Source organism: Thermococcus sp. 21S7 (assembly GCF_012027615.1).
Taxonomy (GTDB): Archaea; Methanobacteriota_B; Thermococci; order Thermococcales; family Thermococcaceae; genus Thermococcus.
Map to the genome: position 1 here is coordinate 20,667 of NZ_SNUT01000007.1, position 13,859 is coordinate 34,525.

General features: G+C 54.3%; 10 protein-coding genes. 5 read left to right on the top strand and 5 right to left on the bottom strand.

From position 1 onward, the window contains the following. Positions 1–55 precede the first annotated feature (55 nt). The gene (locus E3E51_RS10925) at positions 56–2,515 is read right to left on the bottom strand and encodes a glycosyltransferase family 39 protein (RefSeq protein ID WP_167913155.1); all 2,460 of its coding nucleotides are present in this window, start codon (positions 2,513–2,515) and stop codon (positions 56–58) included. Between the two features lie 55 nt (positions 2,516–2,570). Between E3E51_RS10925 and E3E51_RS10930 the strand changes: the two genes are divergently transcribed. The 5 genes from E3E51_RS10930 to cdr all read left to right on the top strand — a co-directional run bounded on the left by E3E51_RS10930 (position 2,571) and on the right by cdr (position 10,068). Further along, positions 2,571–3,632: a hypothetical protein gene (locus tag E3E51_RS10930; RefSeq protein ID WP_167913156.1), complete on the top strand. Its 1,062-nt coding sequence runs from the start codon at positions 2,571–2,573 to the stop codon at positions 3,630–3,632. A 138-nt stretch (positions 3,633–3,770) separates the two neighbouring features. After that, a complete protein-coding gene (locus tag E3E51_RS10935) occupies positions 3,771–7,106 on the top strand; it encodes a C1 family peptidase (RefSeq protein ID WP_206204563.1) in 3,336 nt (1,111 codons plus the stop codon). 68 nt (positions 7,107–7,174) lie between these two features. Next, positions 7,175–7,474 carry a DUF424 domain-containing protein gene (locus E3E51_RS10940; protein WP_167913157.1) on the top strand — a complete coding sequence of 100 codons (300 nt, stop codon included), beginning with the start codon at positions 7,175–7,177 and terminating at the stop codon, positions 7,472–7,474. A 44-nt stretch (positions 7,475–7,518) separates the two neighbouring features. Further along, on the top strand, positions 7,519–8,685 hold the full coding sequence (locus E3E51_RS10945; RefSeq protein WP_167913263.1) for a 60S ribosomal export protein NMD3: 1,167 nt from the start codon (positions 7,519–7,521) through the stop codon (positions 8,683–8,685). 51 nt (positions 8,686–8,736) lie between these two features. Then, entirely contained in the window at positions 8,737–10,068 is a 1,332-nt protein-coding gene (gene cdr, locus E3E51_RS10950) for a CoA-disulfide reductase (RefSeq protein WP_206204570.1), read from the top strand. 12 nt (positions 10,069–10,080) lie between these two features. On the opposite strand, the gene E3E51_RS10955 is transcribed toward cdr, so the two are convergent. The 4 genes from E3E51_RS10955 to E3E51_RS10970 form a co-directional block, all read right to left on the bottom strand. Beyond that, on the bottom strand, positions 10,081–11,325 hold the full coding sequence (locus E3E51_RS10955; RefSeq protein WP_167913265.1) for an MFS transporter: 1,245 nt from the start codon (positions 11,323–11,325) through the stop codon (positions 10,081–10,083). Between the two features lie 121 nt (positions 11,326–11,446). Next, positions 11,447–12,187: a DUF364 domain-containing protein gene (locus tag E3E51_RS10960; RefSeq protein WP_167913158.1), complete on the bottom strand. Its 741-nt coding sequence runs from the start codon at positions 12,185–12,187 to the stop codon at positions 11,447–11,449. A 9-nt stretch (positions 12,188–12,196) separates the two neighbouring features. Next, positions 12,197–12,991, bottom strand: a complete 795-nt coding sequence (locus E3E51_RS10965; RefSeq protein WP_167913159.1) for a hypothetical protein — start codon at positions 12,989–12,991, stop codon at positions 12,197–12,199. Positions 12,992–12,995: 4 nt separating this feature from the next. Beyond that, a complete protein-coding gene (locus E3E51_RS10970) occupies positions 12,996–13,826 on the bottom strand; it encodes a molybdopterin-dependent oxidoreductase (protein WP_240924334.1) in 831 nt (276 codons plus the stop codon). Positions 13,827–13,859 lie beyond the last annotated feature (33 nt).

Consider the following 13,859-nt stretch of genomic DNA (forward strand, 5'->3'; position numbering starts at 1 on the left):
TTACTCATACGGGTGTTGCTATTTAAACATTTCGAAATTTAAAAAGTTAAAAGGATCAGTTAAACCTCGGCATGGGGTGGGCACTGAGGAGTTCGTTCAGCATGTCTATAGCGTCCTCCTTCCCGTAGGCGTAGCCGAAGTAGCGGTACATTGTGAGCACCGCGTCAAGGGGATGAACCTCCCTGTTGGGGTCGAACGTATCCTCAATGAACCTGAGCGTCTTCTCTTCGGCTTCCGTGAGTCCGGCCACGTGGTAGATGTAAACCATCTGAGCGTAGGTCGCCCTGGAATACGCGTATTCGTATTTCTCTGCCTTGAGCTTTCCGTTCTCCTCCTGCTCTCCAGTCATCCACTGGGCTGCCTTTTTAACGGAGTCCAGAACGCTTTCGTTGCCCGTCAGCTGATAGTACCTCGCCAGGCTGGAGGCGACCGCTATGGTTGTGCCGAGGTTGTCGTTCCAGCTCCCGTCCCCCCTCTGCTCCTTCAGCAGCTGGTTGACGATGTTCTTCTCCGTCGTGGCGTTCAATATGCCGAGATCCTTGTAAACTGGAAGCATGAGGGCGTTCGTTACCATTCCCCCGTGCTGGTCCTTGGGGGTCGTCATAAAGAAGTCTCCGCGTTCCCTGTCCTTCAGCAGCTTGAGCGACCTCTCCTTTCCGTCGAAGTTAACGTCCTTCAGGGGTTCGAGGGTGTACGAGGTGTACAGCGTGAAGTCGTTGGGTGGAACCCCCCAGGGGAACGCTCCGTTCTCCATCTCCTTGTACGAAAGCCAGCGAAGGAGCCAGTCCCTTCTTGCCTTGAAGCTCTCATCGCCGGTCTTCTTGTAAAGGCGCGAGTACAGGTCAACCATCCACGCGTTGAGGTTGAAGTACGCCTTGTATCTGCTGTCGAAGTCCGCGTAGTTGTAACCGGTCCAGAACTTCTCCAAGAAGTTCACCAGCGGGGAGTATTCGCCTGTGTAGTTAACTGGAAGCGGCTGCTCGATCCGTAGATCCGGCTCCGGGATGAAGCGGTATATAACGGAATTTCCGTTGCAGAACTCCAGCTTGAAGTGGGTGTCGTAGGGGGCGTACTCCATGAGGCCGTAGCGGATGAGGCCGTATGAATAGCGCCTCCTATCAACGAAGATGTAGCTCACGTTGTATTTTTTCATGAGGTAGTACGCCCATTCCCTCTGGTTTGAGCTGAACATCACGACGTGGTCAAAGTACGCCTGTGTGGCCTCCCGCACCGTCGGAGCCTCGCCGAAGAAGCCCTGGTAGACCTTCTTCCAGATAACGACGTCCTTCCTCTTTGTGTTGCCTATAAGCAGATACCCCATGTCCCACCAGACCAGTATCGTGGCGTTTTCCGGCGTGTTCTGGGTTATCCACTCGTAGGCCTCTTTATCGCTCACCGTGGGTGCTTCAACGTATTTATAGGCTCCGTAAACGCCCTGGGCGAGGGGGGAGACCAGAATTAGCAGAATTATGAACGAGGTGAGCCACCTCTTCTTTGACACATCCCGTATCCACTCCGCACCGAAGCCCCTGACGCCCTCGAAGGCTTTTCTGAGCGTTGGACCTATGGCAGGGAATATGACATCGATGAGGTACTCGGCGGCCATTGCGGAGAGGGGTATGGCCGCGTAGGGGTCACGGAAGCGGAAGGAGATTCCGCCGGCGAATATGAACCCCCACGCCCACAGAACAAAGCCACGTCTTATGCCCCCTCGCCTGAAGTAGTACGGACTCGCTATTGCCCCGAAAACGAGCTGAACAACTCCTATCCATTTGAAGTATCCGAGGAAGCTGACCTCGCTCCTCTGGAGCCTCAGAGCGAGCTCTCCCAGCGTGGAGTGTATGAAAGAGACCTGTGTGTACGCCAGGACCGCAACCACCGCGAGGGCCACGAAGTAGTGGAGATGCCTCTTTATGAAATCCCACCAGTACGAGACGAGCACGAGGAGCGCGGCTAGAACGAAGAATATCCATCCCCTGTGGGTTATCATGTACAAGGCAAAGACCAGGGCCAGCGGGATTAGGTCCCGGATTTTCTTCGATTTAAGGAGCCTTATCCCAAAGAGCATGCTGAGGGAGAACAGGAACAGTCCCAGGTTCTCGGGTATGTACAGGCTCGTTCTGTAGATGAAGTTCGGAGCGAACGCCAGAAGGGTCACGGCGAGGAGTGCACGCTTTTTGTCCTCCATGAGCTCCTTGAAGGCGAGATAGAAGCCCAGAACGGCCAGGGTGCCGTAGACCGCTGGGAGAACGAAGAACAGGTAGTCCGAGGGGAAAATCTTGTAGAACGCGGCCCCGATTATGTGGAACATGGGGGGGTAGCTGTATGCCCGGAGGCCGAGCAGGGATGGGATATCCTTGGATATTGAGCCCAGGCCGTAGTGGACGATTCTCAGGGTTATATCCTTGTGGAGGTATTCATCGTAAGTGGCAAGCAGGAGCGTCCTGTGAGGTATCATCCTGATGATGAAGGACGCGATAAGAAGCAGCGGGAGGTAGAGGCTCTCCTTTTTCATTCCACGACACCCCTCAAGTTTTTAAGTCCTTCTCTTAACATTAATTGGTGGTAAAGTGAGGGGGTTAAAAATCTTTAGCCTTGCCTTCTTTTCGTACCTCGCCATTTCACTGTACGCCAACTATTTCGACGGGGAGCTTGCAAGGGTCATATACTCTCGCGGTTTGGAGCCTTCAATGCTCCTTCTGGGGGCGGTTTACGCCGTTGCGTTCTTCTCGGTATTTGCTCTGGGATACGTTTCCCAGATAAAGCTCAGCCCGGCTTTTTTAGCGGTACTCTTCCTGGTGCTTTCCTTCCATGACTTTCCCGTGATTCCAGCCCTGGCGGCCCTGATTTTGACTGCCTACCGGTTGGGGATAAGCCCCTTTCGGGTGTTTCCTCACATATCCCTCCTCGTTGCCCTGCTGATTCCCATCAGCCTCTATGCTGTAATCGGCGTTCCGTTCTTCGAGCGTGCCCTCAGGTACGAGCTCGTCGGCCCCCTGGTGCTGGCCGCCATTCTGGCCGTCATAGGGATGGCGTACTCCAGGGTTTCCCTTCGATGGAAGACCATCCTGATGGTAGTTTATTCTACCCTGTTCTTTCTGGGCACGTTCCGTTCCCTCGTCCTCCTGGTGTACATCTCATACTTTCTGGTGGTCTACCTGGACTATCCAGAGCTCAGGAGATGGCTGGCTGCCCTCAGCGCGGTCCCCGTTCTCTTGATACTCTGCATGAGTGGGGGTTTGGGGGGGATGTTAATACGCATTGGTTTTACCTTCATGACTTTTCACAACCTCGTTCGCCTTTCGCTTCCCTGGGGCTTCTTCCATGGCTCGCTGCTCTTCAGCGATAACCCCCGCCATCTGGTGGCTTCCCTGTTCGGCGCTTCCACCAATTATACGTACTTCTTTTTTGGCCAGCCTATAGCGGATTTTGGCATACTGGGGATTTTGGAGGCGTTTCTGCTCGGAACCCTTCTCTACAACAGTGAACGGAGCAAAGAAAGCTTCGTGGTGGTGTTATCTCTGATGCTGTACTCCCTGGATCCCGGGGTGGACGCGTTTGTGTTACTGTTTGTAGTGGGTATCCTTTTGTTTTCGGAACTTGATAAGCGGTTAAAAGTTAATGTCGAGTAACGTCGCCTGGCGTCCTAAAACATTCTCCCTAGGTAGCCCATGTAGTGTATGGGTTGCTGCATAACTCCGCGGTGCGAAACATTTATATCGATGCCCCCGGTAGAATAAGGATGAACATTACGACCCGGAGGTGGCAGGATGAATAGGAAGGCCTTGAGTCTTTTGATTGTAGTAGTGATGTTGTTGGCAGTAGTTCCAGCGGCACTTTCAACGAGTATCCCAACACCGCCAGTTAATGCATTGAATCCTTCACTTGGAGAACAGGTTTCAGTTGATGTCCCTGGACTTCACAAGACCGGTTTAATCTGGGTATCCCCCGAGAAGTATGCTAAAGTTACGGGCATCAACTTCAAAACCCTCGATGCTAGAGCTTTTGAGGAAGCCCTCAGGAATGCTCCGTTCTATCCCGGAAAAACCGCTCCTTTGGCGGAAGGTGGCAGCCTTGCCCTGCCCGCCCAGTCTCTGCCCCCGAGGACTTTTAACAGCCTGTATCTTCCCCCAATTGGGAATCAAGGAGGCGTCGGTTCCTGTAATGCCTGGAGCTCCACGTACTACGTCTGGACGTACATGCTAAACTGGTGGAGAAACAACCCGTATCCGAGTTCCTTTGATGTCATAATGAACCCGACGTTCACTTACAACCTAATAAACGGTGGCTATGACGATGGAAGTATCCCCTACGATGCTATGAATCTAATATCCACCGTCGGTGCCGTGCCATATAACGAGTTTCCAGTTTACACCGGTGGTCCTGGGGTTGACCCAGATAACTACGCTTGGGTCTGGCCAAACCTCAGCCAGTGGATGATGGCGCCCCACAACAGCGCTGATTCTTACACATACTTGGGAGGTCATTACATTAATGTTCCGGGAGACTGGTACGTAATTGACCTGAGCAATGACACTCAGTGGGAATACTTGAAGGGACTTCTAGCCTCTGGCTACGTGGTTCAGTTTGCTTATCCAGTAAACCTCGTGTTCTACATTGCTACGGATATGGACGCCTCGTCATTTCTCAGGTGGCTCAACACACTAGCGAACAGGACTGGAAACCAGACATTTGTTGAATATGTTAAAGAGCACTTCACAGAGAATCAGACATTTGTTCAGGAGGCAAACTACTACTTCAGCTATGATAAGTACACTATAACGAACTCTATGGTGGACTGGGCATTCGATACTTGGTTTGACGTATGGGAAAAGTATTATAAAATTAAATACAACAAAACCGCCCCATTTGTCTTTGGCGGCCACGCCGTTACGATTGTTGGTTACGACGACAGTAAACAGACAACCGATGGGAATGGAGTCCTAATAATTGCCAACTCGTGGGGTTCTGACTGGGGTGACCATGGATACTTCTACATAAGCTATGATGCTGCTAGGTTTGGTAGTGCATACAGGAATTCCAACGGGAGGGCGTGGGTCTATGTTCCCAAGGCTGCAGATTACACCCCAAGTCTCATGGCCGTCGTTGGAATAGAGCACCCGATTAGGGGAGAGACCTTTGATGGGGTGACGATATTTGACGACAATGCAAGCGCTGGTTATCCTGTACTAGCAGTTCCTAAGCGTACTGGTCTTCCAGTTGGAGTTATGGTTGACGGGGAGAACTATTACATTCCGTTCATGGACTTCATGATTAATGAGTTCTGGTTCCCTATTCAGTTGCTTCCACAGGGCTTTAACTACACCAACTATACACTACTTAGCCAGTATCTCGTTGCGTTCACTCGTGCATATGCCCAGCAGAAGAATATGACTTACGAGGAGGCTCTGGAGGACCTTTGGTATCCCCATGCTCACCCCTACCCTGACAGTCCTATGGCGTTCGACGTCACTGACTTGCTGGATTACATCAGGTATCTAGTTTCGAATTCGGATGTCGCCCCAATGTATGCCACATTTTATGTTAACGTTAGTGATGGACTTCCGGACGATATTGCAGGGGATGTCTACAACTTCACGTTGCTCATTAACATCAACAACCACTATGTTCCAATTGCATCACTAAACCAGACGATCTCAATTCCAGATGGTGGAAACACCTTGGTCGCACTGAGGGTCCCGGTCGTCAAGTATGAAAACGCTCCAACCAATGTCACTGTCAACTACGGTTCCTTTGACGTTAGTGTCTTCAGCCTTGTCCCACTCCAGAATGCCACGGTCGTCATCGATGATAAGAGCTACCCGCTCAGCGCCGAGGATGGTGGCTACTACTACTACGCCACTGGAATCGCTCAGAAGCTTAAACTTCCTGCCGGAACTTACAACTACACCGTCGTCGTTACCTACCCGAACGGCAAGGAGGTTACCCTTCCACAGAGAACGGTTACCATTAAGGAGCCAGTTGTTTACATCCAGTCCCCAGAACCTAACGTGTACAACACCAGTGAGATTACGGTCTCCGTTAAAGTAGTCGATGCCCTCAACGTAGAGAACGTCACCGCTGAAGTCAATGGCAGGGAATATTCCCTCACGTACAACGCTACCCTCGGTCTTTACACCGGAATTCTGAACCTTACCAATGGTTCATACACTATGACAGTCACGGCCGTTGATGAGGAAGGTAACAGCGGTGTTGCTACTGTCCACTTTGTCATCCACACCGAAGCAAAGATCGAGGAAATCTCTGTTAACAATGAAACCAACGTAACCGTTGGAGTCGTTGGTGGAAGTGCCGACGTCAGTGTCAAAGACGGCACCATCGTCGCTGACGTCGCCACTTCAGAGGGAAGCGTTCAGGTCGAAGTTCCTGTGGTGAACAATGCCCCATCCGTGATGGTCAATGTAACCGCGGTTAACAAAGTGGCAAGTGGCGAGAGCAATGTCAGCCTTGTGGCTGGCTGGAACACCAGTGTTGAAGTATTCGAGCCCGAAGAAGAGTTCGTTAAGACCGAGGACAACAAGAAGATATACTCCGTAACCCTGAGAGCCAACGTTAGCCTTGGAGAGAACGGTGTCGCCGTTATTGCGCTGAGAGACATAAACATAAGCAAGGTGTATGTCCTGAAGAACGGTCAGAAGATTCAGCTCACCACGGACAGGGACAACCCACTTGGATATTACTACGTCCAGAATGGCATCGTTTTCGTCGTACTCAAGCAGGACCCGGTGATCGAGGCTGATGGCACTAAAGTCGTACCCGTTCCAAGGCAGGAGCAGGGAATCTCCCTGGCCGCTCTCAACTTCCTTGGCTACCGCTGGTACCACATGTACCGCGAGCAGTTCGAGGAGCTCTACAACAAGTCCCTTGAGCTGAACATCAGCAACGAAACCCTTGCCGAGGCCCTCAAGCTCCACAACGAAGCGGCGGAGTACTACAAGCAGGTGCTCGACCTCATAGGCAGCGACAACGTTTTCGACCACCTCATGGACATAAGAATCCTCTCACCACTCAGAAAAGCCTACCTGGCGGAGATAAAAGCTGTGAAGCTACTGAAAGAAGCCATTGAAGAGGCAGAGGGCTCTTGAGCCTTTTTGATTTTTTCTTTCCCCAACACTTTTAAACCATCGGACGTTTCTCCCTCCGGTGTCGCTCCATGATATACGTCAAGGTGTACAGGGTTCAGGGGGAAGTCCTCCTGGCTGCATGCGACGAGGAACTCCTGGGAAGGACCTTCAGGGAGGGCGAACTGAAGCTTGAGGTGAAGGAGCGCTTCTATAAAGGCGAACTTATTGATGAGGATGTCCTTGGCTCATTGCTTGAGGAGGCCACGATAGCAAACCTGACGGGGGAAAGGTGTGTCTCCAAGGCGATGGAGCTGGGTTACGTGGATGAGGAACGCGTCCTGAGGATTGCGGGCGTGCCCCACGCGCAGATGGCAAAGCTCTTCCTGTGATTAGGTTTTTAAACTCCCTTCCTCACTCCTCCCAGGTGGGAGGGATGAGCGAGAGGTTCTGCTACAGATGCGGGATAAGCGAGAGCGATGGAGGGCCGCTGATAGACGGCCTCTGCCAGGTTTGTTACCGGAAGGAGAATCCCGTTCTGCTCATTGAAGACGAGATAAACACCGAACTCTGCCAGAACTGCGGGAGCTACAGAAAGAGGGGCGTCTGGGTTGATCCGGCGAGTTATGACCTTGAGGAGCTTATATTCGAGGTTGCAGATAACGCCCTGCTGGAGACGGTCGGGGACTCACTGGACGGGAGGGTAAGGGAGTTTGAGATAGTCTCCTCCGAGGAGCTCGCCGAGACGGTCGAGCTTCCGGTCGGAAAGGCCCTCGTTTCCTTCCGGCCCGTTGACTGGCACATAGAGTACTTCCCGGCGATAATCACCTACGAGGTCAGGGTCAGGGCGAGGATACACGAGCTTCAGCGCGAGCTTCACGACGAGACCAAACACGTTACCGTCTATGTCCGCCAGACCGTCTGTCCGCGCTGTTCCAAGTTCCTCGGCGGCTACTTCGAGGCCATACTCCAGGTCCGCGCCGAGGGCAGGCCGCTGACTGAGGAGGAACGGAAGGCCATAGGAAAGCTCGTCGAGGAGAAGGTAGACGAGATAATGCGCAGGGACCGGATGGGCTTCATCCAGGACACGATAGAGAAGGAGGAAGGCCTGGACTTCTACATGGGGTCAACCAGCTCCGCCAGGAAGCTGGCGCAGGCGATAAGGGAGCGCTTTGGCGGAACAATAAGCGAGGCCTACGAACTCGTTGGGGTTGACAGGCAGACGAGCAGGGAAGTGTACAGGACGAGCGTGAGCGTGAGGATCCCCAAGTTTCAGAAGGGAGACCTGGTAACGGACAGGGGCGGCAACGTCTACGAGGTCGAGCGGGTTGACGGCAAGGGCATGAGCATGAGAAACCTGGCCACCCGCGAGAGCGAATACCGCGACTGGAAGACCGTTAAGCGCGAGGGCATGGATGTGGTTGAGGGCGAGAGGAGCGAGGCGATGGTGACGAGCGTAACGCCGAGAGAAGTCCAGCTCATGGACATGGAAACCTACGAGACCTACGAACTCGAAAAACCCCCAATGGAGCTCAGAGAGGGGGAGGTCTACCGCATGGTAGAGGTCAGGGGCAGGAAGTACTTCCTGGACAGGAAGGAATGACCGTTCCCTCCGCCAATCTTTTTAACCTTAGGTTTTGAACCTCTTCTGGTGATGCTCATGGAGAAGACGGTGGTCATCATAGGCGGCGGAGCGGCCGGAATGAGCGCGGCTTCGCGCGTTAAAAAGCTCAAACCCGCGTGGGACGTCAAGGTCTTCGAGGCTACGGAGTGGGTCAGCCACGCCCCCTGCGGAGTGCCCTACGTCGTTGAGGGCGTCTCGCCGAAGGAGAAGCTCATGCACTACCCGCCAGAGGTATTCATCAAGAAGAGGGGAATAGACCTCCACATGAAGGCCGAGGTCATAGAGGTCGAACAGGGAAGCGTCCGCGTCAGGGAAGAGGATGGGGAGCACACCTACGAGTGGGACTACCTCGTCTTCGCCAACGGTGCCTCGCCACAGGTTCCCGCGCTTGAGGGCTGTGGGCTTGAAGGCGTCTTTACAGCTGACCTTCCCCCTGATGCCGTTGCCATAACCGAGTACATGGAGAAGCACGACGTTAAAGACGTTGTTGTTATTGGAACGGGCTACATCGCCCTTGAAATGGCTGAGGCCTTCGTCGCGAGGGGCAAGAACGTTACACTCATTGGAAGGAGCGAAAGGGTTCTGAGGAAAACCTTTGACAAGGAGATTACCGAGGTCGTTGAGGAGAAGCTCAAAGCCCACCTCAACCTCCGCCTTCAGGAACTGACGATGCGCTTTGAGGGCAACGGCCGGGTCGAGAAAGTTATCACCGATGCCGGGGAGTACCCCGCGGATATGGTGATCGTGGCGACGGGCATAAAGCCGAACACGGAACTCGCTAGAGAGCTGGGGGTCAGGATTGGAGAGACCGGGGCGATATGGACCAACGAGAGGATGGAAACCAGCGTCGAGAACGTCTACGCCGCCGGTGACGTCGCCGAGACGAGGCACCTGATAACCGGCAGGCGCGTCTGGATACCGCTTGCCCCGCCCGGAAACAAGATGGGATACGTTGCCGGAAGCAACATTGCGGGGCGGGACGTAATCTTCCCGGGCGTTCTTGGGACGAGCATAACCAAGTTCCTTGACCTGGAGATTGGAAAGACGGGTCTAACTGAGGCCGAAGCTATTAAGGAAGGCTACGACGTCAGAACCGCGTTCATAAAGGCCAGAACAAAGCCCCACTACTACCCCGGCGCCAGGGACATATGGCTCAAGGGCGTCGTCGACAACGAGACGAACAGACTCCTCGGTGTCCAGGCCGTCGGCGCCGAGATACTGCCCAGGATAGACACTGCTGCAACTATGCTCACCGCGGGCTTCACGACCAGGGATGTCTTCTTCACGGACTTGGCATATGCACCGCCCTTCGCCCCCGTCTGGGATCCGCTAATAGTCCTCGCCAGGGTTCTGAAGTTCTGAACCTTCTCCTTCTCACTTTTTCAGCAGGGCAAGGCTTCCTCCAATCAGGGCAAGCCCGAGGCCAAACGCCGCACCAAATCCCGCCGATGATATGAGTGCCCCGCTTATGGCGCTGCCCGTGATGTATCCCGCCGAGCTGACGACGTTGTAAGTCCCCATTGCACTGCCCTTCTCCTTTTCTCCCGCCCTCTCGCTCACTATGGCAGTCGAGGAGATTCCGATGAAGGCCCAGGAGTAGCCCGCAAGGATGTAAGAGGCGAAAGCCAGCGGGAGCAGCGCCGGGGAGAGCAGGGCTCCTAGCACCATCGTAGCGAAGGCCCCGGCGCGGAGGAGCAGTCCCTTTCTCAGGACTCCCTCCTTTTCTCTCCCCATCGCGGCCCCGACGCGGGTGTAGTTCATCGCCGAGACCGCGGAGTTGGCTATGAGTGCCAGGTACACAACCTCCCTCGTGTAGCCCTCACTCGTGAGGAGCACCGGCATCTGGGGGAAGTAGATACCAGCTGAGACCCAGAAGAGCAGGAAGGCTACGTAGAACCTCCCCAGGCCCTCTGGAAGGCTGAGGTTGGTGTGGAGTATGAAGCTGGGGAAGTAGCGGGCCTTTTCGACGACGTAGTTGCCGAACGCTTTGATAGCCCGTCTGTTGATGTATATCGGAGCCTCCCGTATCATCCGCTCCCCCATGAAGAACGAGGGCAGGCCCAGGATGGCGAAGGCGAGGAACAGCTGGGGCATGGTCAGGAACCTCGACAGGCCGAAACCGAGAACCAGTCCGAGAACCCACCCCCAGCCGCTTATCTCGTTGAACTTGCCGATGGCGTGGTCCCAGCTGTGCTTCCTGACGCTCCTCAGCACGAGGGCTATGGGGACCGATAGGGTTGAGGCGAGGAAAAATGCGTATACCGTGTTTACCGCGATGAGCTGGGCGGGGGTCTTCACGAAGGCCATCGCGGTGAGGAAGAGCGGGACGCTGGCAAAGCCGAGGAGTATGAACGGCTTCCTCCGCAGTGTCCTGTCGCTCACCCTGCCCCAGAACAGCGCGCCGAGCATAGAGGCCAGGCTCCCGAGGGCGAAGGTCAGTCCAACGGTTGAGGCGTTTCCCCCGAGTTCCAGAAGGTACAGGCTAACCAGGGCTGAGCTTCCGCCGGTGGCAACCTTGAACGGCACGAAGGAGTAGAACCACCTGGGCATCTTGGGGATGTAGCGGTAGCGGTTTGCGACCGATGCGTTCCTCACCGCGACGGCAACTCTCTGGCTCATTTTTCTCACCTTGAGGCCTTCGGGAGGCCGGTTTGGCTTAAAAAGATTCGTGACGCAGGGCATACCGTAATGTCCAGAATGGTTCATTTTGGGGGCACGGAATAAAAGGAATAAGAAACCCTCATATTTCAAGGACGTATTTCCGGCTCTCGTCGGAGAAGCCCCTGAAGCAGCCGAGCTTCAGATGAAGTATCGCCCTCTCAACCTTCACGACCTTCATCGAGGCTACGTGGGTCACCCCGGTGCCCCTGAGGAACTCCGGGAGAATCTGTCCAGTGGGACCGGTCAGCAGGAAAATTCTGGCGTTTTTTGCCCTGTCGAGGAGCATGTCAATGGTTCCGTTGATTATGCAGGTGGCGCTCGCCATCACGGCGTCCACCTCCGGCAGGAGCCAGTACTCCAGGGAATCGCTCAGCGTTTCCCTGTCCCAGAGCTTCGGGTTTCTCTCGAAGACGTAGAGCTTGAAGCCCCTCTCCCGCAGGGCCCTGACTATCGGCGGCATGTTTCCGATGACCGCTACCTTTTCGATGTCGCCGTCGAGCAGTTCCACGGCGTCGATCCACTCTGCACTGCTGAGGTCAATGTAGTACTGGGAAACCGCGTTTATCGCCGCCAGACCGAGGGACCTCTCGATGACGTTGAGGCTGTCGGCCCTTTCAATGAACGCCTCCAGAGCGGGTTCCTCGATGGAGTTGTCGAACCTCTGTATCTCCTCGGGGAGGGTCATGGTGACACCGAGGGCTTTTCCCTTCTTTCCTTCAATCAGCACGTAGGTGTAGGGCAGACCGAAGGAGAAGTCCAGAACCTTGAGCTCCTCGTCGATGGCTTTCAGGGCCTTTTTCTTAAATTCGGTCAGCAGCATACGAACACCTCATTTTTCAACTTTAATCCCCTTCAGGTTGTCTATTCCCATCTCGGGTATTTTGAACCTTCCGTCTTCGTAGACCACCAGGGGGTTCTTTTCGAGGACGCTTTCCAGGGGGTACCTCATCCGTCCGTTCTCCGTTACGAAGACGATGTTTTTTGCCGTCTCCTTCATTATCGCTTTATCCAGGATGTCTCCGAGTCTTGCCGAGTTGTTCTCCCTTTTTACGATGGCGTCTACCCCTCGGAAGATATTGAGCGTTCTTGGTGAGAAGTAGAGTATGTTGAACACCTCCCCGTAGACGGAGAGACACTCTTCCTTCCGCACGAATTCAACGACGCGAATCTTTTTGATCCAGTTGCAGCGGCAGCCGTAGCTCAGGTCGACGATGAGCTTTATCGGCGCATCGTTTCCCTGGAGTGGATTTCCGTCCACGTATAGGGCCAGAATCATCTTCGTGTAATACGGGATGCTCACCAGGTACAGGTCATCGGAGACGAAGTTTATAACGTCTCCTTTTCCGAGCTTCTGGGGTGGGACGCCCCTCCACACCCTCGTCTTCCCGATGGATAGGTCTTTGTCGGTTATCTCTTCCATAGGCATCTCCCCGAGTTCATCAAGATTGTACTCAGTGACGTTCTCGCCGCTTATGACGTAGACCGTCCAGTTCGAATAGTCGCTAGTTGAGACGTTGAGGGGCACTAACGTGGGAGCCGTCGTTTCCCTGGTGTTCCCTGGGTTTATGCAGCCGAGGGAAAATGCGAGGATGATGAGGAGGATTGGAAGAACTGTTCGCTTCATGGAATCACCCTATCACGATTTCCCTCAGGTCCTTTACCCAGGTCCTGCTCGGCTCACCGGGAATTACCACCCTGAAGTTAGGGGTGAGTATTGCTTTATCGTTCCCGTAGACTTCCATGAAATCGAGCGTGGCGCTGTATCCATCCTTTGCCGTGAAGGTTATGTTCACAGCATCGTCATCGGGACGGGCCTTATCGAGGAGGAGCTTTAACGGAACGCCGCTGAAGGTTACGTTCTCTCCTTTCAGTTCTACAGTCACGTTCATCCCAAAGGAATTCATCAGCTCGGTGATGTCTTCCCGGGTCACCACAACCGTCACTTTGGTCTTTCCGTGTACCACCACTGCGCTCTCGTCCCCGATCAGCTTAATTTCGCTCAGCCATTTGAGCCACAGCTTTCCTGGTTGGTCGGGTATGACGAGCTTGATCGGGCCGCCGTTGTCCGGGCCGAGAGGCTCCCCGTTCTCCTCCCAGCAGAGGTAGGCGTTCTTTAAATCGTCCATGCTCAGCGTTATCTCGTAGCCATCCTCCGCCCTGAACCTAACCCACTTGACCCTGCTCTCTTCAATCCCCAGCTTCTCAAACACCCTTTTGAGTGGAACCCCCACGTATGTGTTGTTTATCTTGGTTCCGGTTGACTTCACGAGGGTTGCGTTGAACTTCACACCGCCCAGGGACTGGAGCTCGGCAAGGGTTATCTCCTCAGAGGTAATCCCGCTGATGTGTACTGTGGGCGTCTCCTTAGCGGGAGATGCGGGCGTGGAGGTTGTTGTCCCGGAAGTTATGCAGCCACAGGCGAGTACGACCAGGATCAGAAGGCCGAGGAGCTTCTTCATTGGAACCACCATACCCTATGCACTCCGGTTCTT

Excerpts from the sequence above, each read along its gene's own strand:
- E3E51_RS10970 (WP_240924334.1), bottom strand. The coding sequence starts at position 13,826 with ATGAAGAAGCTCCTCGGCCTTCTGATCCTGGTCGTACTCGCCTGTGGC.
- E3E51_RS10965 (WP_167913159.1), bottom strand. The coding sequence starts at position 12,991 with ATGAAGCGAACAGTTCTTCCAATCCTCCTCATCATCCTCGCATTTTCC.
- E3E51_RS10940 (WP_167913157.1), top strand. The coding sequence starts at position 7,175 with ATGATATACGTCAAGGTGTACAGGGTTCAGGGGGAAGTCCTCCTGGCT.
- cdr (WP_206204570.1), top strand. The coding sequence starts at position 8,737 with ATGCTCATGGAGAAGACGGTGGTCATCATAGGCGGCGGAGCGGCCGGA.
- E3E51_RS10925 (WP_167913155.1), bottom strand. The coding sequence starts at position 2,515 with ATGAAAAAGGAGAGCCTCTACCTCCCGCTGCTTCTTATCGCGTCCTTC.
- E3E51_RS10945 (WP_167913263.1), top strand. The coding sequence starts at position 7,519 with ATGAGCGAGAGGTTCTGCTACAGATGCGGGATAAGCGAGAGCGATGGA.
- E3E51_RS10960 (WP_167913158.1), bottom strand. The coding sequence starts at position 12,187 with ATGCTGCTGACCGAATTTAAGAAAAAGGCCCTGAAAGCCATCGACGAG.
- E3E51_RS10955 (WP_167913265.1), bottom strand. The coding sequence starts at position 11,325 with ATGAGCCAGAGAGTTGCCGTCGCGGTGAGGAACGCATCGGTCGCAAAC.
- E3E51_RS10935 (WP_206204563.1), top strand. The coding sequence starts at position 3,771 with ATGAATAGGAAGGCCTTGAGTCTTTTGATTGTAGTAGTGATGTTGTTG.